General features: G+C 42.2%; 25 protein-coding genes. 19 read left to right on the top strand and 6 right to left on the bottom strand.

All coding sequences use genetic code 11. From position 1 onward, the window contains the following. Nucleotides 1-17 precede the first annotated feature (17 nt). The 6 genes from G613_RS0113735 (at nt 18) to G613_RS0113710 (ending at nt 4229) form a co-directional block, all read left to right on the top strand. A complete protein-coding gene (locus tag G613_RS0113735) occupies nt 18-1112 on the top strand; it encodes an ABC transporter ATP-binding protein (protein ID WP_029233166.1) in 1095 nt (364 codons plus the stop codon). Further along, on the top strand, nt 1099-2100 hold the full coding sequence (locus tag G613_RS0113730; RefSeq protein ID WP_029233165.1) for an ABC transporter ATP-binding protein: 1002 nt from the start codon (nt 1099-1101) through the stop codon (nt 2098-2100). Before G613_RS0113735 ends, G613_RS0113730 begins: the two co-directional genes overlap by 14 nt. A gap of 86 nt (nt 2101-2186) precedes the next feature. Then, entirely contained in the window at nt 2187-2912 is a 726-nt protein-coding gene (gene nagB / locus G613_RS0113725) for a glucosamine-6-phosphate deaminase (RefSeq protein ID WP_029233164.1), read from the top strand. A 111-nt stretch (nt 2913-3023) separates the two neighbouring features. Continuing rightward, on the top strand, nt 3024-3248 hold the full coding sequence (locus tag G613_RS0113720; protein ID WP_029233163.1) for a hypothetical protein: 225 nt from the start codon (nt 3024-3026) through the stop codon (nt 3246-3248). Further along, nucleotides 3245-3520: a beta-L-arabinofuranosidase domain-containing protein gene (locus G613_RS0113715; RefSeq protein WP_029233162.1), complete on the top strand. Its 276-nt coding sequence runs from the start codon at nt 3245-3247 to the stop codon at nt 3518-3520. The genes G613_RS0113720 and G613_RS0113715 overlap by 4 nt, the downstream gene beginning before the upstream one ends. 13 nt (nt 3521-3533) lie before the next feature. Further along, a complete protein-coding gene (locus G613_RS0113710; protein WP_029233161.1) occupies nt 3534-4229 on the top strand; it encodes a biotin operon repressor in 696 nt (231 codons plus the stop codon). A 1-nt stretch (nt 4230) separates the two neighbouring features. Here G613_RS0113710 and G613_RS0113705 read toward each other — a convergent pair whose 3' ends face one another. Continuing rightward, on the bottom strand, nt 4231-4791 hold the full coding sequence (locus G613_RS0113705) for a biotin transporter BioY (RefSeq protein ID WP_029233160.1): 561 nt from the start codon (nt 4789-4791) through the stop codon (nt 4231-4233). A gap of 142 nt (nt 4792-4933) precedes the next feature. After that, complete coding sequence (pbp4b, locus tag G613_RS0113700; protein WP_029233159.1) at nt 4934-6691, bottom strand: penicillin binding protein PBP4B; 1758 nt, start codon at nt 6689-6691, stop codon at nt 4934-4936. 119 nt (nt 6692-6810) lie between these two features. Here pbp4b and G613_RS0113695 point away from each other — a divergent pair, with 119 nt between their 5' ends. Together G613_RS0113695 and G613_RS0113690 are read left to right on the top strand one after the other, a co-directional pair. Then, nucleotides 6811-7503, top strand: a complete 693-nt coding sequence (locus G613_RS0113695) for an anaerobic ribonucleoside-triphosphate reductase activating protein (protein WP_029233158.1) — start codon at nt 6811-6813, stop codon at nt 7501-7503. A gap of 160 nt (nt 7504-7663) precedes the next feature. Further along, nucleotides 7664-10060 (top strand): ribonucleoside triphosphate reductase, encoded by a 2397-nt coding sequence (locus G613_RS0113690; RefSeq protein ID WP_029233157.1) that lies wholly within the window; start codon nt 7664-7666, stop codon nt 10058-10060. 113 nt (nt 10061-10173) lie between these two features. On the opposite strand, the gene G613_RS18785 is transcribed toward G613_RS0113690, so the two are convergent. Then, a complete protein-coding gene (locus G613_RS18785) occupies nt 10174-11388 on the bottom strand; it encodes a GGDEF domain-containing protein (protein ID WP_029233156.1) in 1215 nt (404 codons plus the stop codon). Nucleotides 11389-11546: 158 nt separating this feature from the next. On the opposite strand from G613_RS18785, the gene G613_RS0113680 reads away from it, so the two are divergent. The 8 genes from G613_RS0113680 to G613_RS0113645 all read left to right on the top strand — a co-directional run bounded on the left by G613_RS0113680 (nt 11547) and on the right by G613_RS0113645 (nt 19717). After that, nucleotides 11547-12056: a gamma carbonic anhydrase family protein gene (locus G613_RS0113680; protein ID WP_029233155.1), complete on the top strand. Its 510-nt coding sequence runs from the start codon at nt 11547-11549 to the stop codon at nt 12054-12056. A 127-nt stretch (nt 12057-12183) separates the two neighbouring features. Further along, a complete protein-coding gene (locus tag G613_RS0113675; protein ID WP_029233154.1) occupies nt 12184-13056 on the top strand; it encodes a hypothetical protein in 873 nt (290 codons plus the stop codon). After that, nucleotides 13031-13867 (top strand): response regulator, encoded by an 837-nt coding sequence (locus G613_RS0113670; protein WP_081647903.1) that lies wholly within the window; start codon nt 13031-13033, stop codon nt 13865-13867. Before G613_RS0113675 ends, G613_RS0113670 begins: the two co-directional genes overlap by 26 nt. Nucleotides 13868-13882: 15 nt before the next feature. Further along, nucleotides 13883-15187 carry a GGDEF domain-containing response regulator gene (locus G613_RS0113665; protein WP_029233152.1) on the top strand — a complete coding sequence of 435 codons (1305 nt, stop codon included), beginning with the start codon at nt 13883-13885 and terminating at the stop codon, nt 15185-15187. 80 nt (nt 15188-15267) lie between these two features. After that, a complete protein-coding gene (gene glmS, locus G613_RS0113660; RefSeq protein WP_029233151.1) occupies nt 15268-17139 on the top strand; it encodes a glutamine--fructose-6-phosphate transaminase (isomerizing) in 1872 nt (623 codons plus the stop codon). Nucleotides 17140-17330: 191 nt separating this feature from the next. Beyond that, nucleotides 17331-18311, top strand: coding sequence for an NAD-dependent epimerase/dehydratase family protein (locus tag G613_RS0113655; RefSeq protein ID WP_029233150.1), 981 nt, complete (start codon nt 17331-17333; stop codon nt 18309-18311). A 12-nt stretch (nt 18312-18323) separates the two neighbouring features. After that, complete coding sequence (locus tag G613_RS0113650) at nt 18324-19049, top strand: polyphosphate polymerase domain-containing protein (RefSeq protein ID WP_029233149.1); 726 nt, start codon at nt 18324-18326, stop codon at nt 19047-19049. Continuing rightward, nucleotides 19046-19717 carry a DUF4956 domain-containing protein gene (locus G613_RS0113645; RefSeq protein ID WP_029233148.1) on the top strand — a complete coding sequence of 224 codons (672 nt, stop codon included), beginning with the start codon at nt 19046-19048 and terminating at the stop codon, nt 19715-19717. The genes G613_RS0113650 and G613_RS0113645 overlap by 4 nt, the downstream gene beginning before the upstream one ends. 40 nt (nt 19718-19757) lie before the next feature. Here G613_RS0113645 and G613_RS0113640 read toward each other — a convergent pair whose 3' ends face one another. Beyond that, the gene (locus G613_RS0113640; protein ID WP_029233147.1) at nt 19758-19943 is read right to left on the bottom strand and encodes a bacteriocin; all 186 of its coding nucleotides are present in this window, start codon (nt 19941-19943) and stop codon (nt 19758-19760) included. 157 nt (nt 19944-20100) lie between these two features. Between G613_RS0113640 and pnuC the strand changes: the two genes are divergently transcribed. Next, on the top strand, nt 20101-20811 hold the full coding sequence (pnuC, locus tag G613_RS0113635) for a nicotinamide riboside transporter PnuC (protein WP_029233146.1): 711 nt from the start codon (nt 20101-20103) through the stop codon (nt 20809-20811). A 1-nt stretch (nt 20812) separates the two neighbouring features. Further along, nucleotides 20813-21820: an AAA family ATPase gene (locus tag G613_RS0113630; RefSeq protein ID WP_029233145.1), complete on the top strand. Its 1008-nt coding sequence runs from the start codon at nt 20813-20815 to the stop codon at nt 21818-21820. A 67-nt stretch (nt 21821-21887) separates the two neighbouring features. Here G613_RS0113630 and G613_RS0113625 read toward each other — a convergent pair whose 3' ends face one another. Both G613_RS0113625 and G613_RS0113620 read right to left on the bottom strand, forming a co-directional pair. After that, nucleotides 21888-22277, bottom strand: coding sequence for a DUF4342 domain-containing protein (locus G613_RS0113625; RefSeq protein WP_029233144.1), 390 nt, complete (start codon nt 22275-22277; stop codon nt 21888-21890). 183 nt (nt 22278-22460) lie between these two features. Next, nucleotides 22461-22859, bottom strand: a complete 399-nt coding sequence (locus G613_RS0113620; protein WP_029233143.1) for an RrF2 family transcriptional regulator — start codon at nt 22857-22859, stop codon at nt 22461-22463. A 178-nt stretch (nt 22860-23037) separates the two neighbouring features. Between G613_RS0113620 and G613_RS0113615 the strand changes: the two genes are divergently transcribed. Then, complete coding sequence (locus tag G613_RS0113615) at nt 23038-24318, top strand: O-acetylhomoserine aminocarboxypropyltransferase/cysteine synthase family protein (protein WP_029233142.1); 1281 nt, start codon at nt 23038-23040, stop codon at nt 24316-24318. The last annotated feature ends 2 nt before the right edge of the window (nt 24319-24320 follow it).

Here is a 24320-nt window from a genome sequence, read left to right as displayed (position 1 = left end):
ATTATTAGGAGTTTTCTATGGAAAAAGACAATATTTTGGAAGTTAAGGACCTTCATATAGACATCAAGATGATGGAAGGAACACTGACTCCGGTTAGAGGCGTAAATTTTGAAATAAAGCGCGGTGAGACCCTGGGACTTGTAGGAGAATCAGGCTGCGGTAAGTCAATTACATGTAAGTCTATTCTTGCAATCAACGACAAGAAGTGCATTCCTCATGGAGAGATTATGTTCAGAAATGAGGATGATACTGAGGTTGATATCATCAAGATGGATCCTAAGGGAAAAGAAATCCGTAATATTAGGGGTAAACAGATTTCCATGATCTTCCAGGAGCCAATGGTAGCTTTTTCTCCAATGTATACCATCGGTAACCAGATTACAGAGGCAACTCTTCTTCACATTACCAAGGACAAGAAGAAGGCCAAAGAGATCTCGCTGGAAGTTATGAGAAAGGTTGGTATTGCCAACGTTGAAAAGAGATACAATCAGTATCCGCATGAATTCTCAGGCGGTATGCTTCAGAGAGCACTGATTGCCATGGCTCTTGTATGCAACCCAAAGCTTCTTATTGCAGATGAGCCTACAACAGCGCTTGATGTTACAATTCAGGCTCAGATCCTTGAGCTTATGCAGGAACTCCAGAAGGAGTTCAACATGGCTATTTTGTTCATCACACATGACCTTGGCGTTGTTGCCAAGATGTGCGACAGAGTAGCGGTTATGTACCTTGGAAGAATCGTAGAAACCGGCGATTCCAAGACAATTTATGCAAATCCTCAGCACCCATACACAAGGGGACTGATTGGTTCTGTACACAAGATTGGTGGCAGAAAGGACGAAAGACTCTTCTCTATCGAGGGAACAGTACCTCTTGCCATGAATCTGCCCAAGCAGTGCGGCTTCTATGACAGATGCGACTGCAGAATTGAAGGCCTTTGCGATAAGGCAGAGCCTGAGCTTGTAGAAATCGAGCCGGGCCACAAGATTGCATGCTTTAACTGCAGTAATCCTGCTTGTCAGGCTCACAGACAGGAAGTTGAGAAGAGACTTGCAGAAGAGGCAGCAAGAGGCCCTGTAGAGGAAGGAGGTAAGAAACGTGGAAAAAGATAATATTCTTGAAGTAAGACATCTCCACAAGCGTTTTACCTCTAAAAATGTAACAGTTAAGGCTGTTACCGATGTTTCTTTTACCGTAAGAGAGGGTGAAACCATCGGAATCGTAGGTGAGTCCGGATGTGGTAAGACTACTCTTGGTAGATGCATTGTTCGTGCCTACGACGCTTCTGAGGGAGAGGTATTCTATAGGACTGAAGCCGGAGAGGAAGTGGACTTCCTCAAGGTTGATAAAAAGAAAATGAAGGGCATCCGTAAGGAAATTCAGATGATTTTCCAGGATCCCTATTCATCTCTTGATCCAAGAATGACCGTTTTGGACATCATTAAGGAGCCTCTTAAGGCGAACTATCCCAAGATGCCCAAGGAAGAAATGGACAATCTTGCCAAAGAGATGGCTGAAAAGGTAGGACTTAACCCTGCGTATCTTATGAGGTATCCACACGCCTTCTCCGGTGGTCAGAGACAGCGCATCGGAATAGCAAGGGCTCTTGTACTTAAGCCCAAGATTATTGTTTGCGACGAGGCCGTATCAGCTCTTGACGTATCAATTCAGGCCCAGGTTATCAACCTGCTCAAAGACCTTCAGAAGGAGATGAAGCTTACATATATCTTCATTTCTCATGATCTTTCTGTTGTTGAGCACATCTCCGACAGAGTAGGTGTTATGTACCTTGGTAAGATGGTGGAATATGGCGATACAGAACAGATTTTCACAAGGCCCAAGCATCCATATACTGAGGCCCTTATGTCTGCTGTACCTGTAGCTGATCCTACTTATCAGCAGGAGAGAATTCCTCTTAGAGGAGAGATTCCTAACCCTGCTAACCCGCCAAGTGGCTGCTATTTCCACACAAGATGCAGATACTGCAATGAGAAGTGTAAAGAGCTTACTCCTGAGTACAAGGAACTTGAGCCTGGACACTTTGCGTCCTGCATTTATGCAGAAGAATTAAAGCTCAAGGGCTTTACATTAAATAATTAAATGAAATAGGCGTAGATGGCTGAAATGGCCGTTTGCGCCTTTACTACTATCTGCGGTTAAAAAATGATAGAGGAGAGTTTATCATGATGAAAATATACAGAGCCCACGATTACTATGACATGAGCCGAAAGGCAGCAAACATCATATCTGCGCAGATTATTATTAAGCCAACTTGCGTTCTTGGGCTGGCAACAGGGTCAACTCCGCTTGGAATCTATTCTCAGCTTGTTGAGTGGTACAAAAAAGCTGATCTGGATTTCGCTGGAGTAAAGAGCTTCAATCTTGATGAGTACGTGGGCTTAGATGAGGATAATCCCCAGAGCTACCACTATTTTATGAATGAGAATCTCTTTTCCAAGGTTAATATAGACAGGAACAACGTCCATGTACCGGATGGAACAAATTTGGATATAGAAGGTGAGTGCCTTAGCTATGAAAGAGCTATTGATGCCCTGGGTGGCATAGATATGCAGCTTCTTGGCCTTGGCCCCAACGGACATATCGGATTTAATGAGCCTGCGGACTGTTTTACCAGAAAGACTCACATAGTTGATCTGTCTGAGAGCACAATAGAGGCCAACAAGAGGTTTTTTGACGATGTATCCATGGTTCCAAGACAGGCTATAACTATGGGCATTGGCACCATTATGAAGGCCAAAAAGATCCTTATGGTAGTGGATGGCGAGAAAAAGGCGGAAGTGCTAAAGAGAGCCCTGACAGGAGAGGTAACTCCGGAAGTTCCGGCTTCAATTTTGCAGCTGCATCCCGATTTCACACTAGTTGCGGATGATGCGGCTCTCAAATATATGTAAAAAAATATCTAAATTAGAGAAATAGTTCTTTTAACCGGAAATCATTAGTGATAGACTTTATATAGCTGAATCTAAATTACTTTAGAAAAGCATATAAGGAGATTTGGGGAAATGAGTGGTAGCTGGATTGAGGCAAAGCCTAGCGCAGTTAAGGTTACTGACAAATACTATGACGAAGCGCTTCACATCGATGTTAAGAATTTGCTTATGCTTGACGCTGACAGATTTCTTGCAGGTTTCAGAGAGACTGCAGGAATTCTTGCAGGAATGGATGAGGCAGCTATAGAGAGCTTTATGAAGGGCAAAAAGCGCTATCCGGTAAAAAGAATGTTATGAACAATGTTCATGCCAATACCACTATTCCTAAGTTTATCGGCGCTTTGGCAAGGTATGAGGCTGATAACAGCCAGGTACGATATCTTGACTATGCCAAGGCCTTCTGGGATATGGTTATAGATAAACACACCTATGTTACCGGCGGAAACAGTGAAAATGAGCATTTCGGAGAGGACTATGTCCTTGATAAAGAGCGTGCTATGGTATTTACTGGACACTTGAGGCATAATGATATTGAGTCCCGCCCTAACGGACGGGATTTATTCGTATAAAAGGGGATTATCCGTGGGAACAAGAGAGAGCTTACTGGAACTTTTGGAACAGAATAAGGGAGACTTCGTTTCAAGCAGGGTTATCACAGATTCACTTAAGGTAACCAGAAACGCTGTATGGAAGGCTGTTAATGAGCTGAAGGAAGCAGGTTACGAGATAGATTCAATCCCTAATAAGGGATATATGCTTTCAAAGGACAGCGATATCATTTCTCTTCAGGGAATAGCTGCATATTTATCGGATAAATCCAAGATTCAGAACGTGACAGTATTTGATGAGCTTGGCTCCACAAACATGTCTGCCTTGCTAAGTCTTATTCCCGGAATATCTGAGCAAACTGTCATCGTAGCAAAGCGCCAGACGAGAGGGGTAGGCCATGGCAAAACCGATTATGCTTCACCGGAAGGCGGAGTATATATTAGCATTATATGCAGCGCAAGAGACGAGAACGGCGAATACCTGACAGCTTCTGATATAGGAAGCAGAGTTTCCGGACAGATAGAAAAAGAAATAGGAAAGAAAGTAACTCTCGATGAGAAGACCAACGGGATTTTCGTTGGAAAGAAAAAGGTGTGCGGAATACTGACTGAATACATTGCTGACCTGGAGACAGGGCAGCGTTCCAGCTACATAATAGGCATAGGTATTCAGCCAGGAAGCTATATTAAGAACAGACTTATCGCACACCTCATAGAAGAGTTCTGCTGATTTACTTAATCACAAAAGATACTCTTGTTGCTATTACTACAGCAAGTATCAGCTTGATAAGATCAGGTATGATAAAGGGAATTACGCACCAGGCAAGTGCAGCGGAAAGGCCGATTGCACCGCTGTTTCTGGAATACACTTCCATAAACCAGAAGGTTCCGAAAGCGTAGCAGGCTGCAAGGCCTAAAACGGAGGCCAGAACCTGCATCCACAACTTACGTGATATAAACTGTGTAAATGCCCAGTATACGAGTCCCATCAGTATAAAACCTATAATATATCCGCCTGTAGTTCCAAGCAGAACGCCAAATCCTGAGGAAAACTGCGCGAATACAGGAATACCGATGGCTCCGAGAAGAATGTATATTACGATGGATATTGTTCCTCGTTTGCCACCTAGGGCCAGCAGAACAAAGGCTACTGCAAAGGTCTGTAATGTAAAGGGAACTGTTGCCGGGATACTGATCCAGGAACATATTGCGATGAGGACAGCGCCTAAGGCAATATAGGTAAGATCCAGAGTCTTTCTGGAAGTGTTGGTTTGAGCGATACTTTTATTCATGTCAAATCTCCTGTTGTAATGTATCTGATTGTAAAACTCACGAATAGTGCTGTAGATGCGTGTTTTACAATTCCAACTCATAATACACATCAAAAAAGCAAATGTCAACCTAATTGTTTAATTAGGTTGACATTTGCTTGCTTTAGTGGAATCCCTCATTGTGATATAACTCCCACAAAAACTCCTTAGCCTCTGCATTTTTTCTTGCGGGATGATCCTCGGGCATGTCGTCTGTGATGGCCTCTTTGCTGGTTTCAACCAGCCCGTCTATATATTCCAGAAGCTCATCTTCAATATCTTCGTCGCTGTCCATTCCCATGTAGATCAGCTCAGGAACAAAGCCGAGGGTAGCGGAGGTGTACCAGTTTCCGTTGAATTTATTGGGATTTGCATCCTTATCTGTGACAGGAGAGTTTATCTTGTTAGTCAGATAGGCAATCACCAGGTCTTTTTCCGGATCAATCATAAGGAGCGTTCCGGTCCAGCCCTGATGGCCGAAGGTATTAGAAGAGGCGTAGGAGCCAAAATAGTTGGTCCTTTGCATGTCTCCCTGACGCCACCAGCCAAGGCCCCAGTTCTTGTAATCATCGGATTTGGGAGCGGTGAACTGATCAATAACTTCCTGTGAAAAGAATCTGGTATCGCCGTAGGTTCCATCAAGCATCAGAGTTCCCAGCTTGGCCAGATCCACGCTGTTTGCAAAAAGACCTGCGTGTCCGGACATTCCACCCATGCAGTAGTAGGCCATTTCGTCGTGGACCTGTCCCTGAATTGTCTGGGTTCTTATGCCGTCGAACTCAATAAAACCGTCTCTTGTATTGCCGTTAAGCTCTGTGGCAGCGCAGTCATCCTTGGAAAAGCCGTTTTCAAGCGGATTATAGGTGACATGAGTAAGCCCCATTGGCTCGCAGAAGGTCTCTTTGAGGTAGGTATCCAGGTCTTTTCCCGTCTTGGCTTCTACAATCAGGCCAAGAATCATGTAGTCTACATCAGAATAAAGCACTTTGGTTCCGGACTCAAACATAAGAGGAGTCTTGCAAATGGCCTGCGTCGTAGCCTGTTTGGCAGCCTTATCAGCAGAAACCGCGGAATAAAGAGGATTCTCTATCTCGGGATCATATTCCAGAGTTTGTGGATTGATTGTTGGATTGTGATACTTGGGACTTGGTGGAAATCCGCCCTGGTGGCTGAGAAGATCAGCAATGGTAAGGTTTGCTTTCCACTCTTTTATGGTTTCCAGGGGCTCGTGAGACCCTTCTTCGTAATCAATGTAGATTGTATCGTCAACAAAGTGCTGTCCCAGGTAACTTACAACCTTATCGTTTATATCGATTTCCCCGTCTGTAACCAGCTTTTGAAGGGCATAGTTAACACCAATCATTTTGCTGACAGAAGCCAGGTCATAGAGAGTGTTCGTTGTAACGCGGGCTGAATCTGTCTTGGGCGTACCATCAGGGTTGTAGGAATTCACATAGCCATGAGTCCCTTCATATACAATCTTTCCGTTTCGAATAACGGTAAGCTGCGCGCTGGTGAAGCCGTGCATAACATCACACTCTATAATATCGTCGATAAGAGTAAGACATTCTCTGCGAATTCCGGAATCTTCAATTGCGACGAACGGGAAAGCCGGATCCTCAGCGGGATTTGAAGATGAGCTGGAGTCTTGACCAGATTCAGAGGTGTCTGATGTATTAGTCTCCGGGGATGACGCTGAATTGTCCGCATTTGCCGCTGACTGAGCATTATGAACGGAAGAATTGTCGGAGAAATTAATTCCTTCATCACCGCTATTTCCGGCATTACCGGTGCCTCCTGCGCATCCTGTAATCAGGCATGAGCATAGGAGTAGAACGATAATTCTTGATTTATGTTTTAGAATTGTTGTGTTTGAGGTCATTTTGTCTCCGATAGATTATTGTTTTATTAAATAACACCAATAATTATAATACATAAACACATCCATTTGGTGGTATCATAGTAAATGCGGCTAAAATGTATTGAGTAAGTAGGGGGCATATGAAAATACACGGTCTTCAGAAAATGACATTATTAGACTATCCGGGGCTTGTGGCCTGTACGGTATTCCTGGGGGGATGCGATTTCAGGTGTCAGTTCTGCCACAATTATGAGCTGGTGGATGGAAGCGCGGAGCCTGTTATGGAGGAAGAGGAGTTCTACAGCTTTTTGTCAAAAAGAGTAGGAGTCCTTGATGGGGTGTGCGTTACAGGAGGAGAGCCATGCCTTCGCCCTGAACTACCTGAATTTATCAGACGCATCAAGGATATGGGATTCAAGGTCAAGCTGGATACCAACGGTGGTCATCCTGACATGGTAAAAGAGCTGCTGGATGCGGGACTGATCGACTATGTTGCCATGGATATCAAGAATTCTCCGGACAAGTATGCCATGACTATTGGTTGTGAGTTTTTCAATCTCAATCCAATTAATCGCACAGTATCACTTCTCTTGGAAAACCGCATAGATTACGAGTTTCGCACTACTGTGGTGGAGCAATACCACGCGGAGACTGATTTCCACGAGATTGGTAAGTGGATTAGCGGTGCGAAAAATTATTTTTTACAGCAATATGTACCCAGAGACACAGTACCGGACTGCACTTTAGAGGCTCCAAGCCGTGAAACTATGGAGAATTATGTGAATATTGCAAGGGAGTATGTTCCAACCGCCAAGATAAGGGGAGTTGAATAAACCACAATATATTGTGGTCGTTTTTTTGGACATATCTATATATTGACGTGATATTGTATTAATGTTATCTTTATCATAGTTAATTTTCTTATGTATTTAACTGTTTGGTATTTCGTTTTATGTATTAAATTTCTACGTATTTCTATTTTAGGGGGTTCTTATGTATCAAGTTGTAAAGCGCGATGGTACAATCGCAGAGTTTAACATTTCCAAGATTTCAGCAGCTATAACCAAGGCTTTTGTGGCACTTGAGAAGGATTATCATTCAAGTGTTATAGATCTTATTGCCCTTAGAGTTGCTTCAGACTTTGAGAGCAAGGTAGTAGATGGCAAAATCACAGTGGAAGAGATTCAGGACAGCGTAGAGAAGGTGCTGTCTGAAGCTGGCTACACTGATGTTGCCAAGGCCTATATCCTCTATCGTAAGCAGCGTGAGAAGGTTCGTAACGTCAATTCTGCGCTCCTTAACTACAAGGATATTGTCAACAATTATCTCAAGATTAATGACTGGCGAGTAAAAGAGAACTCTACAGTTACATACTCTATCGGCGGACTTATTCTGTCTAACTCCGGAGCAATCACAGCTAATTACTGGCTGTCTGAGGTGTATGATGACGAGATTGCATCAGCACACAGAAGCGCAGCTATCCATATTCATGACCTGGCTATGCTCAGTGGTTATTGTGCAGGCTGGAGTCTCAAACAGCTGATCCAGGAGGGACTTGGCGGAGTTCCGGGTAAGATTACATCTTCTCCAGCATGCCATTTGTCAACTCTTTGCAATCAGATGGTTAATTTCCTTGGAATTATGCAGAATGAGTGGGCAGGAGCACAGGCTTTCTCATCATTTGATACCTATCTGGCACCATTTGTTAAGATTGATAATCTGTCTCAGAAAGAGGTTAAGCAGTGCATCCAGTCATTTGTTTATGGCGTTAACACACCTAGCAGATGGGGAACACAGGCACCATTCTCCAACATCACTCTGGACTGGACAGTTCCTAATGACCTGCGCAACTTAAATGCTATTGTTGGCGGCAAAGAGATGGACTTCACCTATGGTGATTGCCAGAAAGAAATGGATATGGTCAACAAGGCATTTATCGAGATCATGATCGAGGGAGATGCCAACGGCCGCGGATTCCAGTATCCTATCCCTACATATTCAATAACACGTGATTTCGATTTCAGTGAGACAGAGAACAACAAGCTTCTCTTCGAGATGACAGCTAAATACGGAACACCTTACTTCTCCAACTACATTAACTCAGATATGGAGCCAAGTGACGTGCGTTCAATGTGCTGCAGACTTCGTCTTGACCTTAGAGAACTTAGGAAAAAATCCGGTGGCTTCTTTGGATCAGGTGAATCAACAGGTTCTATCGGTGTTGTTACTATCAACATGCCTAGAATCGCTTATCTTGCCAAGGATAAGGAAGACTTCTACAAGAGACTTGATCATCTCATGGACATTGCAGCCCGTTCGCTCAAGACCAAGAGAACAGTTATAACCAAGCTTCTTGATCAGGGATTATACCCATACACCAAGAGATATCTTGGAACCTTTGCTAATCACTTCTCAACAATCGGCCTTATCGGTATGAACGAGGTTGGTCTTAATGCCAACTGGATCAAGGCAGATATGACCGATGAGCGCACTCAGAACTTTACCAAGGAAGTTCTGACACATATGAGAGAAAGACTTTCTGATTACCAGGAGAAATACGGCGATCTCTATAACCTTGAGGCTACTCCTGCAGAGTCAACAACATACCGCTTTGCTAAGCATGACAAGGAAGAGTATCCGGATATCGTTACAGCTAATATGGATGGAACACCTTACTACACCAACTCATCACACCTTCCTGTTGGCTATACAGAGGATATTTTCTCAGCTCTTGATATTCAGGATGAGCTCCAGACCCTTTACACTTCAGGAACCGTATTCCATGCATTCCTTGGAGAAAAGCTCCCTGACTGGAAGGCAGCTGCAAGCCTTGTTCGCAAGATAGCTCAGAACTACAAGCTTCCATATTACACCATGTCTCCTACATACTCAGTATGTAAGAACCACGGATACCTTGTAGGAGAGCAGACAGTATGTCCTCATTGCGGTGAAAAGACAGAAGTTTACAGCCGTATTACAGGCTATTACAGACCTGTTGCCAACTGGAACGATGGTAAAGCACAGGAATATAAGGATAGAAAGGTTTACGATATCAGCCATTCTACTCTTAAGCACAGCCACACAGAGGCAAACTTTGTAGAAGCAGCTGTTAAGAAATCCAATAAGGAAGCAAACAGCAATGCTCTTAATGTAGATGACGCAATCATGCTGTTCAAGACTCAGACCTGTCCTAACTGTAAGATTGCAGGAATGATGCTTGATAAGGCAGGCGTTAACTATAAGATTTTGGATGCGGATGAGAATCCCGAACTTGTTGCTAAGTACAACGTAATGCAGGCACCGACTTTGATCGTTCAGAGCGCAGACGGCTTCCAGAAGCTTAATGGCGTTTCAGATATCAAGGGATGGCTCGGAGAGAGAATATCATAAGCTCCATACGTTATACTCCTAATAAAAAGCCGGATGACAAGAGGTATTTCCTCATGTTATCCGGCTTTTTCTGGTAACAATGAATTAGTAATTTTGTAATCTACAATCAACTCCTATTTGTACTGGTATGTATTCTTAAGCGTTGTCAATTTATCAATAAAATCTCCCGCAACCTTGTGATGCTCATCTTTTTCCTTATATAGGTCGGCATCAGCGTTAACCAGGGCCTGTTCCAGGGTTATATCAGATGAAGTACAGCTATATGCTCCTATACTAAACATTGGTACATATTCCAGTTCTTTATCATCTTCAAAGGCCTTGGCCAGTCCGCCACGAAATTCGTCTGTAAGAGCAATATCTTTTCCTGCCACAACAAATTCGTCGCCGCCCCATCTGGCAGCTACAGCGCTGCTGGAACGAAGAACCTTTTTGAGAGCGTTGGAGAAAGCTACAAGCGCCTTATCACCTTCATCGTGCCCCAGAATGTCATTGATATTCTTAAAGAAATCCAGGTCGATCATCATGATAGTCAGGGGATTTTCTGCACTACAGCCTGATAACTCTCCGTTGATAAAATCAGTCATTCTCCTTCTGTTATAGAGCCTAGTGAGAGCGTCGGTATATATCTGGGAGTCCTGAAGCTCCACAAACAGCTCAAGTACAACGGGAATAACACATAGTTCTATGGCCGGGAGATTTAGCAAAAAGCCAATCAAAATTCCGCTGATTGTAAAGAAAATGATAAAGATGGACTGGCTTCCATATTTCCTTTTCTCGTGCCTGGTCTTGGCCCGTCGTCTGTTGTAAAAAGAGATTCCGGTAGCAGCGATCAGATAAATATAATCCATCAAAAGTAGCAGCATTATACCGGGCCTAAACTCAGCAATTGTATCTGTCAGGACATAGATAATTACATGCAGAGGGGTAAACAATATAAGAATAGCAACAAAAAGCGGTATGTGGAACAGTATATTCCACAGGGGGATAGCTTTTTTGCCAATAATAACTGGTGTTATTCTTAACTTCGCACTTACATGCATAAACCAGAAGAAACAGGAAAAAGACATGGTGCCAAACCCAATGGATATAATAAGACTTACCAAAGGTCGTGGAAGAGAAGTATAGAAAGCATCTCCCACAAGGAGCCTCAGGTCTACAAGTGCATATACCATAAAGGAGACGAGCATGCCCTTAAAGGCACGAACTTCCCTTTTGTTACCAATATTTTCACTGGTTTTGGAGAATATAATATTAAGAGATACCAGATTAACAATCAGTATCAGCAGAATAAAGGGCTTTATTTGAAATTCAAGTGGGACCATTGTCATACAAATTTCCTCTAAACTGATTACCAATAAACCATTTCCCATTAATTATATTAACATCTAAAAAGATTATATGCGATAAGTCATTTTCAAGTCTTTTTTTTAATTATTTTAATATTAAAATAGTACATGAAAACAAAGTTGGGGGGGGAGCCACACAGATGAGAAAAATAGATAAAAGCGTATTTATTGCACCGGGAGCACAGGTAATTGGGGATGTTACCATAGGAAGCGACAGTGGAATCTGGTATAACGCTGTTATAAGAGGCGATTCCAAGGAAATCAATATAGGAAAGCGCACCAATATCCAGGATCTGGCGGTCCTTCATGTTGACAAGGAGTACAAACTCTCAGTGGGTGATAATGTAACCATAGGACACAGCGCAGTAGTCCATGGATGCAGCGTTGGAGACAACGTACTCATAGGTATGGGTGCAATTATCATGAATGGCGCCCAGGTTGGCAATAACTGTATTGTCGGAGCAGGAGCTCTTGTTACAGAGAACACCGTTATTCCTGACGGAATGATGGCCTATGGCAATCCAGCCAAGGTAATAAGGCCTTTGGAGGACATAGACAAGCAGAGAATCATGGAAAATGCCGACATTTATGTTCAGCATGCTACCGAAGCCAAGATGGGACTAGGTCGTCGCAGAGCTATGCCGCTATAATTTCATCTCATCTAACGACAATCTTAAAAGAAACTAAATTAATCATAAATACGAAAAAAGCATATCCTTGTAGTGTAATATAGAATATGGTGGAGTATTGTCTGTTTTTATAAGTAGGGGAAATACTATGAACGGGTTAGAGCTATATGTCTATGGTTACACTCCAATCGGTGATGTACTGGTCCTTGGTACAGCAATGATTTTTGCGCTCCTTTTAGGACTTGTATATATAAGGCCCAGAAGGGAAATCAGGGACTTTAAGGGTGCCATTATTTGTATTTCTCTTGCTGCCGTTGTTAATCTTTTTCGCCACATATTTACTGTGGACTATCAGGGAGTTCCTTCCTTTGTTATTTATGCCCTCAGAAGTTTGTATTTTCTGGCGTTATTTCTAAGCCTGTTTTTCTATATCAGATATATTGAAAATCTTTTCAAAGTAGACAAGAAAAAGGAGATGACTATATCCAAGATTGCTCTTGTCTGCGTAATAGCCGGCTGGGCGTTGGATATTGTTGCTTCTCTGACTCGCGTTGGCTTCTATTTTGATGTAAATATGGACATCCATAGTGGCAATAACCTCATTTTTGCCATGGAATACGTCATTCTGGTATCACTTATCCTCTACATGATAAGAAAATACGGAGAGCGCATTTACAAACCGGTGGTAACGGCCTTTTTATGCACTTCCTTTATATCTATTCTGATAATTGTAATTCAGGGATTCTATAATCAGAGGTCCTATACAACGGCGACCTTTGTTTTTCCTGCGTTTGCCATTCTTTATATTCTGCATTCCAACCCATATGAGCCTGAGCTGGGCGCTTTGCGTATTGATGCCTTTGACGAAATCATTGAAGATGCTCAGAGAAAGAATAGACAGTTTGTTATCCTTAGTTATTACCTTCATGATTATGATCTTCCGGGCAAAGTATACCCTGCAGACATCCAGGAAGGAATAAGGATAAAAAGAAGCTATAGAAAACGCCATAAAAGAAAATGATGTTTATACGCCTAAATTTGTAGCTCCTACAGCTAATATCCTGGCTGTTGATGATACAGAGATTAATCTTACTGTACTTCAGGGACTCCTCAAGCAGACTAAGGTCAACCTGGTGTGCTGCACTAGCGGCAGACAGGCCCTGGAAGAAATCAACAAAGAGCATTTTGATGTAATGCTGATAGATCACAGAATGCCTGAAATGGACGGAATTGAGCTCCTTAAGTTTATCAGACAGAATAAAGATAACAGCAACTTCTCAAGTATCTGCATAGCACTGACAGCCAATGTCATAGAAGGCGCGGCAGAGAATTACCTGAAGGTGGGCTTTGACGACTATATGGCTAAGCCTGTGGATGGTACAAGGCTTGAGGAGACACTTCTTAAATACATACCAAAAGAAAAGCTTCAGGAGTCAGATACTTCAGAAACAGAGGAAGTTGTCATAGACGAGAAATTAAGGGATGCTATCAAAAAACTTGGGGACAAAAATATCCTGGATGTTGAAAGCGGCATAGGCTATGCGGGAAGTATGGCGATGTTTGCGGATACCCTTAAAGTGTTCAAGGAATCTATAGACAGTAAAGCCGACGAGATTGAGGAACTGTATTTTAAAGACGACATCGAGAACTATGGCATCAAGGTCCATGCCCTTAAGAGCACTGCCAAGCTGATAGGAGCCATGGAATTATCCGACAAGGCGAAGGCCCTTGAAGAAGCCGCCAAAAACGGCGATATCGAATACATAAAAGATAATAACTACGAACTCATTTCTCAGTACAGGTCTTTTAAAGACACACTTACAGATATCTGATATTTGAGGTGAATGATGGATAAAAGAAGAATTCTTGTGGTGGATGATGATTCCATGTTTTGTAAACAGACAGAAAGAATATTGTCCGGAAAGTATGAGGTCATAACAGCTGACTCAGGTAAAGCTGCAATTGACCTGTATGAAAGTGCCAAGCCGGATATGATTCTTTCTGATCTTATGATGCCCGGAATGGATGGCTTTGAGATGATGGACGCACTGCGGGAAAAATATAACTTCGTCATTCCGGTAATGTACATGACAGGCCTTGCCGGCGATGATAGTGAGGAAAAGAGCCTTACCACCGGTGCTGTAGACTACATCAGAAAGCCCTTTAAGGCGGATGTGCTCCTTAGGCGTGTCGATAATATCATGGACAATTTGGGGCGCATTCAGGGACTTAGACAGGCTGCTGAAAATGACCCTATGACCGGGCTTTATAATAAGACTACCAGTGCCTCCAAGATTGATGAACTTGTTAAAAAGGGAAACGGAATCCTTATGATGATCGATCTTGACAGCTTTAAGCTGGTAAACGATATTTACGGTCATGAAAAGGGAGATATGATACTGATCAAGTTCGCTGAAATGCTAAGAAGCGTAATGAGATCAACAGATATTATCGGAAGAATAGGCGGAGACGAGTTCATAGCTTTTTGCCAGAACACAAGAGATGAGAGAATGCTCCGTGAAAGATGCGAATTCCTCAACAGGAAGATTTTAAGCTACGCTAAAGAGTGCCTTGCAGAGGATATGAATATTCCTCTTGGATGCTCAATTGGTGCCAGCATATGCCCTGATGAGGGAACAGATTATACTACCTTGTTTAAAAAGGCAGATCAGGCTCTTTATGAGGTTAAACAAAACGGCAAGCATGGCTTTTTCATTTTCAAAAAGGTGGAAGAGGATAATTCGGAAAAAGAATCTGCCGGAAGTTTCGAGATCAGAAAAATCCTGGGAGAAAGAGAAGGACAAAAGGGAGCCTATGTTATTCCTTTAGACATGTTTACCAATATATACAGATTTCTTATGCGTTTTGAAAGAAACTACGCCTATGGCATGTACTTTTTGATTTTCACTTTAAAAAGCAGCCAAAGGCCGGTGAATGAATGTGTTGATGAGTTTGTGGAAACATTGGCCTCCTGTCTTAGAGGAAGTGATGTTATTACCAAATATGGAAATGACAAGGTGCTGACACTTCTCATGAAGGCTTCTGAAGAGGATTATCAGGTTCCTGTAGACAGAATAATGGGTAAATGGAATGATACTCAAACCTCCAAGGAAGTAGAAGTTAAAATTGATGCTGAAAAACTATTTATTTAATGGTATGGTAATATAGATGTAAAATGTGCTAAAGTAGTGTGTGACATTTTTAGACTTAATTTAGGATAGGAGCATAATGTATGTGTGGAATAGTTGGATACATAGGACATAAGCAGGCAGCACCAATACTGCTGGATGGCCTTTCTAAACTTGAATATAGAGGCTATGACTCAGCAGGTCTTGCCGTTAGAAACGGAGAAGAGGATACAGTTGTAGTTAAATCTGTTGGTAAACTTGTAAATCTCTCCAACAAGACTAATAACGGCAAAGCTATTTTAGGAAGCTGCGGAATTGGTCATACAAGATGGGCAACTCACGGAGAACCTACTGAGGTTAACGCTCATCCTCATGTGAGCGGAAGCTATGAGCATTCAGGACATGGCCAGGTAGATTCTGAGGTTGTAGGTGTACATAACGGAATTATCGAGAACTTCCAGGAGATGAAGGCTAAGCTCATCAGAAAGGGCTATAGCTTCTATTCTGAGACTGATACAGAGGTTCTCATTAAGCTTGTTGATTACTACTACAACAAATATAAGATGGGACCAATTGATGCCATTGCCAAGACTCTTGTAAGAGTTCGTGGTTCTTTTGCTCTTGAGGTAATGTTCAAGGATTATCCGGGAGAAATCTATGTTGCAAGAAAAGATTCTCCTATGATCATCGGTGTTAGCGACGACGAAGCTTATATTGCATCTGATGTACCTGCAATCCTTAAGTATACAAGGGATGTTTACTACATCGACAACATGGAAATGGCCAAGATCACTGCAGGTCAGGTTACATTCTATAACCTTGACGGCGATGAGATTGAAAAAGAGCTTACAACAGTTACCTTCTCTGCAGAAGCAGCAGAAAAAGGCGGCTTTGAGCACTTCATGATGAAGGAGATCCATGAGCAGCCTAAGGTGGTTTCTGATACTATCAACAAGTACATCAAGGATAACAAGATTGATCTTACTGAGGTTGGTATTACCGACGAGGATATCAAGAACATTGATCAGATATATATCGTGGCCTGCGGATCTGCATGGCACGTTGGAATGGAAGCTCAGTATGTAATCGAAGAGTTTACAGATGTTAACGTACGATGCGAGCTTGCTTCCGAGTTTAGATACAGAAAGCTTAAGCTTGATCCTAATGCCCTTGTAGTAGTAATTTCCCAGTCCGGTGAGACAGCAGATTCTCTCGCAGCTCTTCGTATGGCCAAGGAAAAGGGCCTTAAGACCCTGGCTATTGTAAATGTGGTTGGATCCTCAATTGCAAGAGAGGCTGATTATGTAATGTACACTTTGGCCGGACCTGAGATTTCAGTTGCCACAACCAAGGCTTACAGTTGCCAGCTTATTTGCGGATATCTCCTTGCCCTTAAGTTTGCTCAGGTAAGGGAAACTATGGAAGATCCTGGCAAGATGGATTACTATCTTGAGGAGATCAGAAGCATCCCTGAAAAGATATCCAAAATCCTTGAGGAAAAAGAGCGTCTGCAGTGGTTCTCAGCCAAGTATGCCAATGCTCAGAACATTTTCTTCATAGGAAGAGGTATAGACTATGCGATTTCTCTTGAGGGAAGCCTTAAGATGAAGGAAATCAGCTATATTCACTCAGAGGCTTATGCAGCAGGAGAGCTTAAACACGGCACAATTTCTCTTATTGAGAAAGGAACTCTTGTAATCGGTGTTCTGACACAGTCAGAGCTTTACGAGAAAACTGTTTCCAACATGGTCGAGTGTAAGAGCCGTGGAGCATACCTCATGGGACTTACAACCTATGGAAGATACGACGTTGAGGATCAGTGTGATTTCACTGTTTATGTGCCTAAGGTTGATGAGCACTTCATCGGAAGCCTTGCGATCATTCCTCTGCAGCTTCTTGGATATTACACCAGTGTTGCCAAGGGTCTTGATGTTGATAAGCCAAGAAACCTTGCTAAGAGTGTTACAGTAGAATAATATTTGTTATTTATAAAACTATTAAGCTGGGACTGTCAGTAGACAGCCCCAGCTTTTTTCTGTATTTCTCCGACATGTCAAGTCATATTTTATCACTTTTTTATAATTGTGATGTTCAAAATATAGTAAAATTTAATGTGAAAGTAAGTTGTCATTTTGATTAAAGGAGATATAAAAGATTTGCCACACATATGAGGCCCGGAGAGGGTGTTAAGGTATATAATTCCCACAATAGGAAGGAACTTGATAACCTTATGGTGGCGCATCATTTTGATGCAATCGTGTTCTTCGCCTACAATCTGGACAACAGTAATGATGTAAACATGGAATTTGAGCATCTTCAGGACATTTTGTCCACTGCCAAGAAGTATGATGTGAAGATGTTCTTCTACGTGCGCTCTAACGAGTCTGAAAGTTTAGATGAAGCAAGCGTTTTAGAGGCCAGAACCCGAAATATTGTAGACAATGCCTGTGAGGACCTTTGCGCTGCTTTCCAAAAGAGCAGTGACATTAAGATGCGTATCCTTCGTCTTCCTTATCTGTATTCCACAGAATTCGCCGAGAACAAAATCAGCTTCCTCATGAAAGCTGCCATACAGGGCCATGAAATAGTATTTCGTGCCAATCCTGAAAATGAAATTGATGCTATCTGTGACGAAGATCTGGGCTCATTTATCATGCGTGTACTGGACGATCCTATGGATGATGATGTCAGGACCATCAATCTAAGTGGTGGAAACCACATGACCTATGGGCAGTTGGGGGAGCTATACTCAACTATCATCAAGGGTCTTAGAATTTCCTGGATTACTTCTGATGAAAAAGCCTTCTTTACGTATCAGGAAGATGGTAGCGTTGAGGAGGACTTCGGATGGAGACCTTTCCATCGACTTTCCAACGACATGCTGGACATCTACGATGCAACTATAGAAGAAGTTCAGGATGATGAGAAGAGACAAAAAGAAGAAAGCGTTGAGAAAAAGAAATCAATTATTTCTTCACTTAAATTTCCTATAGATATCGCCTTTGTCATGGGTGTGGCAGAAATACTGACCCGTATAGCTCCGGACAGATCCTATTTTTCTAATTGGGATATCAGGCTTATAGCGGTTCTTTTGCTAGGTATGATAGATGGAACAATTACAAGGTACGTGGTTGTTGAAGGAGAATAACCAGGAGATAATATGAGTAAATTCAGACATGAGTGGAAGTACTTAATTAATTATGGTGACTTTGAAGCTTTAAAGACCCGGATGAGTCCGTACTTTAGCCTTGATCCCAATGCTGTAGATGGTCAATACCTGATAAGAAGCCTCTACTTCGATGATTACATGAACAGTGCCTACGAAGAAAAGAACATGGGTATTCAGTTCAGGAAAAAGTACAGGATAAGGATTTACAATTTTTCTGACAGATCAATTAAGCTGGAGCGGAAAATTAAGAATGGAAAATATATTTTTAAGGAGGCCGCAAAGCTCACCAAACAGCAGGTCTACGACATTCTGGATGGAAATTACGATTTTCTTTTACAGAGTGACAACAATTTCCTGAGGGAGTTTTATTATGAATGTGTCAGCAAGATGCTGCGGCCAAGGGTAATTGTAGACTACGACAGAGCACCATATATCCTGGATGCTGGAACGGTGCGAATCACCTTTGACATGAAGGTTAGGGCGGCAGTAGGCAGCTTTGATATATTTGACGGAACCCTTCCAACCTTGAGTGCACTACCCTCGGACAAGCTGATCATGGAGGTTAAATACACAGAGTTCTTACCTCAGATAGTCAGAGACCTGTGTCCGCCGGCATCAAGCGAATTTGTAGCCGCTTCAAAATTTGTTCTATGTTGTGATAAAACTGCGTATCTTTTTGGTAGCGAAAACTATATTGATGAGAGGTACATAATATGAGCGTAAAAGACATTGTTAAGAAATCGTTCCTGGAAAACTATTCGTCCGCCAGCTATGAAGTGATGGATATAGCTATAGCGCTTGTTCTGGCTCTTTTACTGGGAATACTCATCTACCTGGTTTATAGAAGATTCTACGCCGGGGTTATTTATTCCAAGAGCTTTGCTATTACGCTTATAGGTATGTGCGTCCTCACCTGCATGGTTACCTTGGCCATCAGTACCAATGTAGTTATTTCCCTTGGTATGGTCGGTGCCCTTTCAATCGTAAGATTCAGGACAGCCATCAAGGATCCCATGGACCTGTTATATCTGTTCTGGGCCATAACCACCGGTATCACAGCCGGAGCGGGGATGTATATCCTCACCATAGTGTCAGCCCTTATCATGATCATCATGATAGCTATTTTCTATGCTAGAGCCTCTAATAACAAGGTTTATATAGCTGTCGTTCACTATGAGGGAACTGAGACGGGAGATGAGGTTTTAAGAGCCTTTGGTAAAAAGAAATACTACGTTAAATCCAAGACTCTTAGAGGCGATATTACTGAGCTTGCAGTAGAAGTAAATGTAAAGGGTGATGACCTGTTCTTTGAAGAAAAGATCAGTAAGATTGATAAGGTTAAAGACGTAACTCTCATCCAGTACAACGGTGAATACAACTCATAAGAAGATATAAGACCTGGAAGAAAAAACACCTTTGCGGGAATCAGCCCGCAAAGGTGTTAATTTTTTTACAGAATGGACATTTTGCTTCAGAAACATCAACGTTAATACGGATGATCTTTTTACAGTGAGTACACGCAACTTTCATGAATTTGATCTTGCCGCCTGCACCACCAATTACGTTTTCAAGCTCTTTATCCGATAGAATCAAGTTTTTTTCCACGCTCATAATTATCTCCCTCCAAATCGAAATTTTCCTCATAAGTACAACATATATAATTATACGAATCATAAAAAAATATGGCAAACATTGTGGTATAATAGCCATGTTCTGCGGATACTCGCAGAAATAAATACTAGTTTTAACTGGGGAATAGAGGTTATTTATGGAAAAAGTTAAAGAGGCAATCAGAAAGGAATTTGCCGGTTGGAAGAAATGGGAGATTGCCTGGATTGTGCTGGCAACAGCAGTAATTCTAGGGCTTTCTATATATTGGAAGGATACGCTTATCGGCATTATGGCTGCAGTTACAGGAATCTGGTGCGTTATTTTGACCGGAAAAGGTAAGCTTTCAAGCTTCTGGTTTGGTACCATCAACACTATTCTTTATGCGATAGTGGCCTGGAGAGCAAGATATTGGGGCGAAGTAATGCTGAACCTTCTGTATTATGTTCCAATGAACTTTGTAGGTCTTTATACCTGGTCCAAGAACATGAACAACGAGACTGAAGAGGTTGTTAAAAAGAGAATGACCTTGAAGGGAAGTCTTCTTGCATATCTTTGTGTTGCAGTTGGAACAGTGGGCTACGGCTTTGTGCTGAAAATGATGAATGGCACACTTCCTTTTGTTGATGCCATGAGTACAGTATTCTCTGTATTTGCTCAGATCATGTGCGTAAAGAGATATATGGAGCAGTGGGTTCTGTGGGTTGTAGTTGATGTTGTTACAGTAATCATGTGGGTTTACGCCTTTGCAACCGGAACAGGAGACATGGCTACAGTTTTCATGTGGAGTATTTATCTGATAAATGCCATAATTATGCTTGTTAAGTGGATTATGGATACCAGGGAAAAAGAGATTTCCGGAAAGGCCTGATATGTACAAAGTTGGAATGTATGGTGGAACCTTTAATCCTATGCACAATGGGCATTTGGAGTGCATTATAAGGGCTGCTTGTATGTGTGAGAAGCTTTATATTGTGCTGAGTATAGGAAATAACAGGGATGAGATTGACTATAGAGTTCGCTACAGATGGCTCTATCAGGCTACCAAACATATCGGAAATGTAGAGATTTTTACAATAACAGATGATTGCGATACCAAAGCGGAATACACTCTGGAAGCCGCTAAAGCGGATTCTGAATATGTCAAAAAGAGAATCGGAGAGCCCATTGATGTGGTGTTCTGCGGATCTGACTATGACGCAGAGAGCTTCTGGAATGTGAATTATCCTGAGAGCGAGTTCTATGTTTTTGACAGAAATGAGATCAGCTCCACAGAGATTCGAAGGGACCTCTATGGCCACTGGGACTGGCTTCCAACCTTTGTAAGACCATATTTTGTCAAAAAAGTTCTGCTCATAGGAGTTGAGAGTTCCGGCAAGTCAGTAATGACGGTGAATCTTGCAAACTTTTTTAACACCAACTATATAGAAGAGGCGGGAAGAGACTTATCCGAGAAATCCGGTACAGACGCTCTTATGCTGGATGAGGATTTTACTGAGATTCTTCTCACCCAGAAGCTTAATGAGCTTAAGGCAGTGGAGCAGAGCAATAAAGTGCTATTTTGCGATACAGACTGCCTTATAACACAGTTTTATCTTAGATTCCTTGAGGGAAACAAGGAGAATATCGAGCTTTCTGATGCTATAGATGCTGTAAACAGTTACGATCTGGTTCTTTTCCTGGCTCCTGATGTTAAATGGGTTCAGGACGGAGACAGAAGCGCAGAGATTAGAGATAATCGTGAGAAATACAGAGATATGATGGCGGATATCTATAGGTCTCACGGCAAGAATTTTGAGTACATTGAGGGTGATTATATCACCAAGTTTAATAAGTGCGTGGAGCTTGTAAACAAGTTGCTGGCTCCGACAGAGCAGTAATTATATGAGTCAGACCATGAAAACAGCCCCAACCCTGAGCCAGGATTGAGGCTGTCTTTTTACTTATTTAGTTAATTCCGTCGATTGTACCGTCTTTGTGTACAACCTCAAGCTTGCATCCCATTCCGAATGCTGCAACTGATCCGGCGATCAGTGCCCAAGGAGCTGCTGCAAGTCCGATGATTCCGCCTACGATGCCGATGTTAACAGGAACACTGAAAACAACTTCATCGCCTTTCTTGATCTGGATTCTGTCAACGTTGCCTTCTTCAACCTTTCTTTTAAGCTTATCGATGAGCTGCTTGATGTCATCGCTAATTTCCTTTGTATCCGGCTGAATAAGCTTTATTGCTGCATCAACGTCGCCGTCTGTTTTAACCAGCGCCTCTTTTGCAGTCTTGAAATCCACACCTGTCTCCTCCATAACTCTTTCTACTGCCTGTAATGTAATTTCCATTGTATTTGTCTCCTTTCTATAGACGTTATTCCTTTATCATTAGATATATGTTCACAACCACCAACGAAAGATATAAGTTGTAGTTGATGATATTATTCTATGATAGTCGATATAACGAATATATACTTATTGTAGAAAAAATAAGCAGACTATTCCGCAAATTTTGCAAAATAGTCTGCCTTTTTAGCGAATCAGGTCGCTTAACTTTTTGTTATAAAAGAAGTCGTGCTCAAGCTGGTAGAATTCTTCCCACATGGACAGGGTCCTGCAGGCGTCTTTTCTAGGGCATTCCTCAGCGTCGGGAGCCAGGCAGGCAACCGGAACAATGGGGCCTTCCATATGCTCAATTATCTCGCCCACGGAGTATTCTTCAGGAGACCTGGTGAGCTTATAGCCGCCGTGTTTGCCGCTGGCGCCGGTAATGAGCTTGGATTTAACCAGTTCTTTGGCTATTATCTCAAGGTATTTCTTGGATATTTCCTGTCTTTCTGCAATATCTTTAAGCGGAATGAATTCATCGGTATGCCTTTCGGCAAGATCTATCATTACTCTGAGTGCATATCTTCCTTTGGTAGAAAACATAGTATTTTAGGTCCTTTCATAGATAATTATAACGGTATAAGCAGAAGTTATCTACAGTGATAAGTATATCATATTATAAAACCTATTGACATAGTATGTAATAGGAAATATTATTATTTTCAACAACAACGAATAAAAAACGGGATGGTTAATACAAAATATACAGGAGGATGATGAAATGAGTAATTACAGATTTGAGACATTACAGTTACATGTGGGACAGGAACAGCCGGATCCGGCTACAGATGCTAGGGCAGTGCCGATTTACCAGACAACATCTTATGTATTCAGAAACAGCCAGCATGCGGCTGACAGATTTGGACTTGCCGATGCAGGTAACATATATGGAAGACTTACAAACTCAACACAGGACGTTTTCGAAAAGAGAATTGCAGCTCTTGAGGGCGGAAGCGCAGCCCTGGCAGTTGCATCAGGCGCAGCAGCAATTACTTATACAATTCAGGCTTTGGCAGCAAACGGTGGACATATCGTTGCTCAGAAGACTATCTATGGCGGAAGCTATAACCTCCTTGCACATACACTTCCACAGTATGGCATTACAACTACTTTTGTAGATGCACATAACCTTGCAGAGGTTGAGGGAGCAATCAAGGAGAACACAAGAGCCATCTATCTTGAGACTCTTGGAAATCCTAACAGTGATATTCCTGATATCGATGCTATTGCAGAGATTGCTCACAAGCACAGACTCCCACTGGTAATCGATAATACCTTTGGTACACCATATCTTATCAGACCAATCGAGCATGGTGCAGACATCGTTGTTCATTCAGCAACCAAGTTTATTGGTGGACACGGAACAACACTTGGCGGAATTATCGTAGAGGCTGGCAAGTTCAACTGGAAAGAGAGTGGCAAGTATCCTAACATTGCTGATCCTAATCCAAGCTATCACGGAGTATCTTTCTACGATGTCGTAGGACCTGCAGCATTTGTAACATATATAAGAGCAATCCTTCTTAGAGATACTGGAGCTACAATTTCTCCATTCAACGCATTCCTTTTGTTACAGGGTGTTGAGACCTTGTCACTTCGTCTCGACAGACATGCAGAGAACACCAAGAAGGTTGTAGAATTCCTCAAGAACCATCCTAAGGTTGAGAAGGTTAATCATCCATCGCTTGCAGATCATCCTGATCATGCATTATATGAGAAGTATTTCCCTAACGGAGGAGCTTCAATCTTTACCTTCGAGATTAAGGGAGGCAAAGAGGCAGCTTGGAAGTTTATTGATAATCTGGAGATATTTTCACTTCTTGCCAATGTTGCGGATGTTAAGAGCCTTGTAATCCATCCTGCTACAACAACTCATTCTCAGCTTAATGACAGTGAGCTTGCAGACCAGGGAATTACTCAGAGCACAATCAGACTTTCAATCGGAACAGAGCATATAGATGATATTATTGCAGACCTTGAAAAGGGATTTGCAGCAATCTGATA

It is taken from the genome of Butyrivibrio sp. VCB2006 (assembly GCF_000420945.1).
Classification (GTDB): domain Bacteria; phylum Bacillota; class Clostridia; order Lachnospirales; family Lachnospiraceae; genus Butyrivibrio.
This window is presented reverse-complemented; position numbering and strand designations above follow the sequence as displayed.

Coding starts and splice junctions, on each gene's coding strand:
- glmS (WP_029233151.1), top strand. CDS start 15,268: ATGTGTGGAATAGTTGGATACATAGGACATAAGCAGGCAGCACCAATA.
- G613_RS0113655 (WP_029233150.1), top strand. CDS start 17,331: ATGAGGCCCGGAGAGGGTGTTAAGGTATATAATTCCCACAATAGGAAG.
- G613_RS0113705 (WP_029233160.1), bottom strand. CDS start 4,791: ATGAATAAAAGTATCGCTCAAACCAACACTTCCAGAAAGACTCTGGAT.
- G613_RS0113625 (WP_029233144.1), bottom strand. CDS start 22,277: ATGGAAATTACATTACAGGCAGTAGAAAGAGTTATGGAGGAGACAGGT.
- G613_RS0113665 (WP_029233152.1), top strand. CDS start 13,883: ATGGATAAAAGAAGAATTCTTGTGGTGGATGATGATTCCATGTTTTGT.
- G613_RS0113615 (WP_029233142.1), top strand. CDS start 23,038: ATGAGTAATTACAGATTTGAGACATTACAGTTACATGTGGGACAGGAA.
- G613_RS0113690 (WP_029233157.1), top strand. CDS start 7,664: ATGTATCAAGTTGTAAAGCGCGATGGTACAATCGCAGAGTTTAACATT.
- pnuC (WP_029233146.1), top strand. CDS start 20,101: ATGGAAAAAGTTAAAGAGGCAATCAGAAAGGAATTTGCCGGTTGGAAG.
- G613_RS0113680 (WP_029233155.1), top strand. CDS start 11,547: ATGAGAAAAATAGATAAAAGCGTATTTATTGCACCGGGAGCACAGGTA.
- G613_RS0113650 (WP_029233149.1), top strand. CDS start 18,324: ATGAGTAAATTCAGACATGAGTGGAAGTACTTAATTAATTATGGTGAC.
- G613_RS18785 (WP_029233156.1), bottom strand. CDS start 11,388: ATGACAATGGTCCCACTTGAATTTCAAATAAAGCCCTTTATTCTGCTG.
- G613_RS0113630 (WP_029233145.1), top strand. CDS start 20,813: ATGTACAAAGTTGGAATGTATGGTGGAACCTTTAATCCTATGCACAAT.
- G613_RS0113720 (WP_029233163.1), top strand. CDS start 3,024: ATGAGTGGTAGCTGGATTGAGGCAAAGCCTAGCGCAGTTAAGGTTACT.
- nagB (WP_029233164.1), top strand. CDS start 2,187: ATGAAAATATACAGAGCCCACGATTACTATGACATGAGCCGAAAGGCA.
- G613_RS0113645 (WP_029233148.1), top strand. CDS start 19,046: ATGAGCGTAAAAGACATTGTTAAGAAATCGTTCCTGGAAAACTATTCG.
- G613_RS0113640 (WP_029233147.1), bottom strand. CDS start 19,943: ATGAGCGTGGAAAAAAACTTGATTCTATCGGATAAAGAGCTTGAAAAC.
- G613_RS0113620 (WP_029233143.1), bottom strand. CDS start 22,859: ATGTTTTCTACCAAAGGAAGATATGCACTCAGAGTAATGATAGATCTT.
- pbp4b (WP_029233159.1), bottom strand. CDS start 6,691: ATGACCTCAAACACAACAATTCTAAAACATAAATCAAGAATTATCGTT.
- G613_RS0113735 (WP_029233166.1), top strand. CDS start 18: ATGGAAAAAGACAATATTTTGGAAGTTAAGGACCTTCATATAGACATC.
- G613_RS0113715 (WP_029233162.1), top strand. CDS start 3,245: ATGAACAATGTTCATGCCAATACCACTATTCCTAAGTTTATCGGCGCT.
- G613_RS0113695 (WP_029233158.1), top strand. CDS start 6,811: ATGAAAATACACGGTCTTCAGAAAATGACATTATTAGACTATCCGGGG.
- G613_RS0113675 (WP_029233154.1), top strand. CDS start 12,184: ATGAACGGGTTAGAGCTATATGTCTATGGTTACACTCCAATCGGTGAT.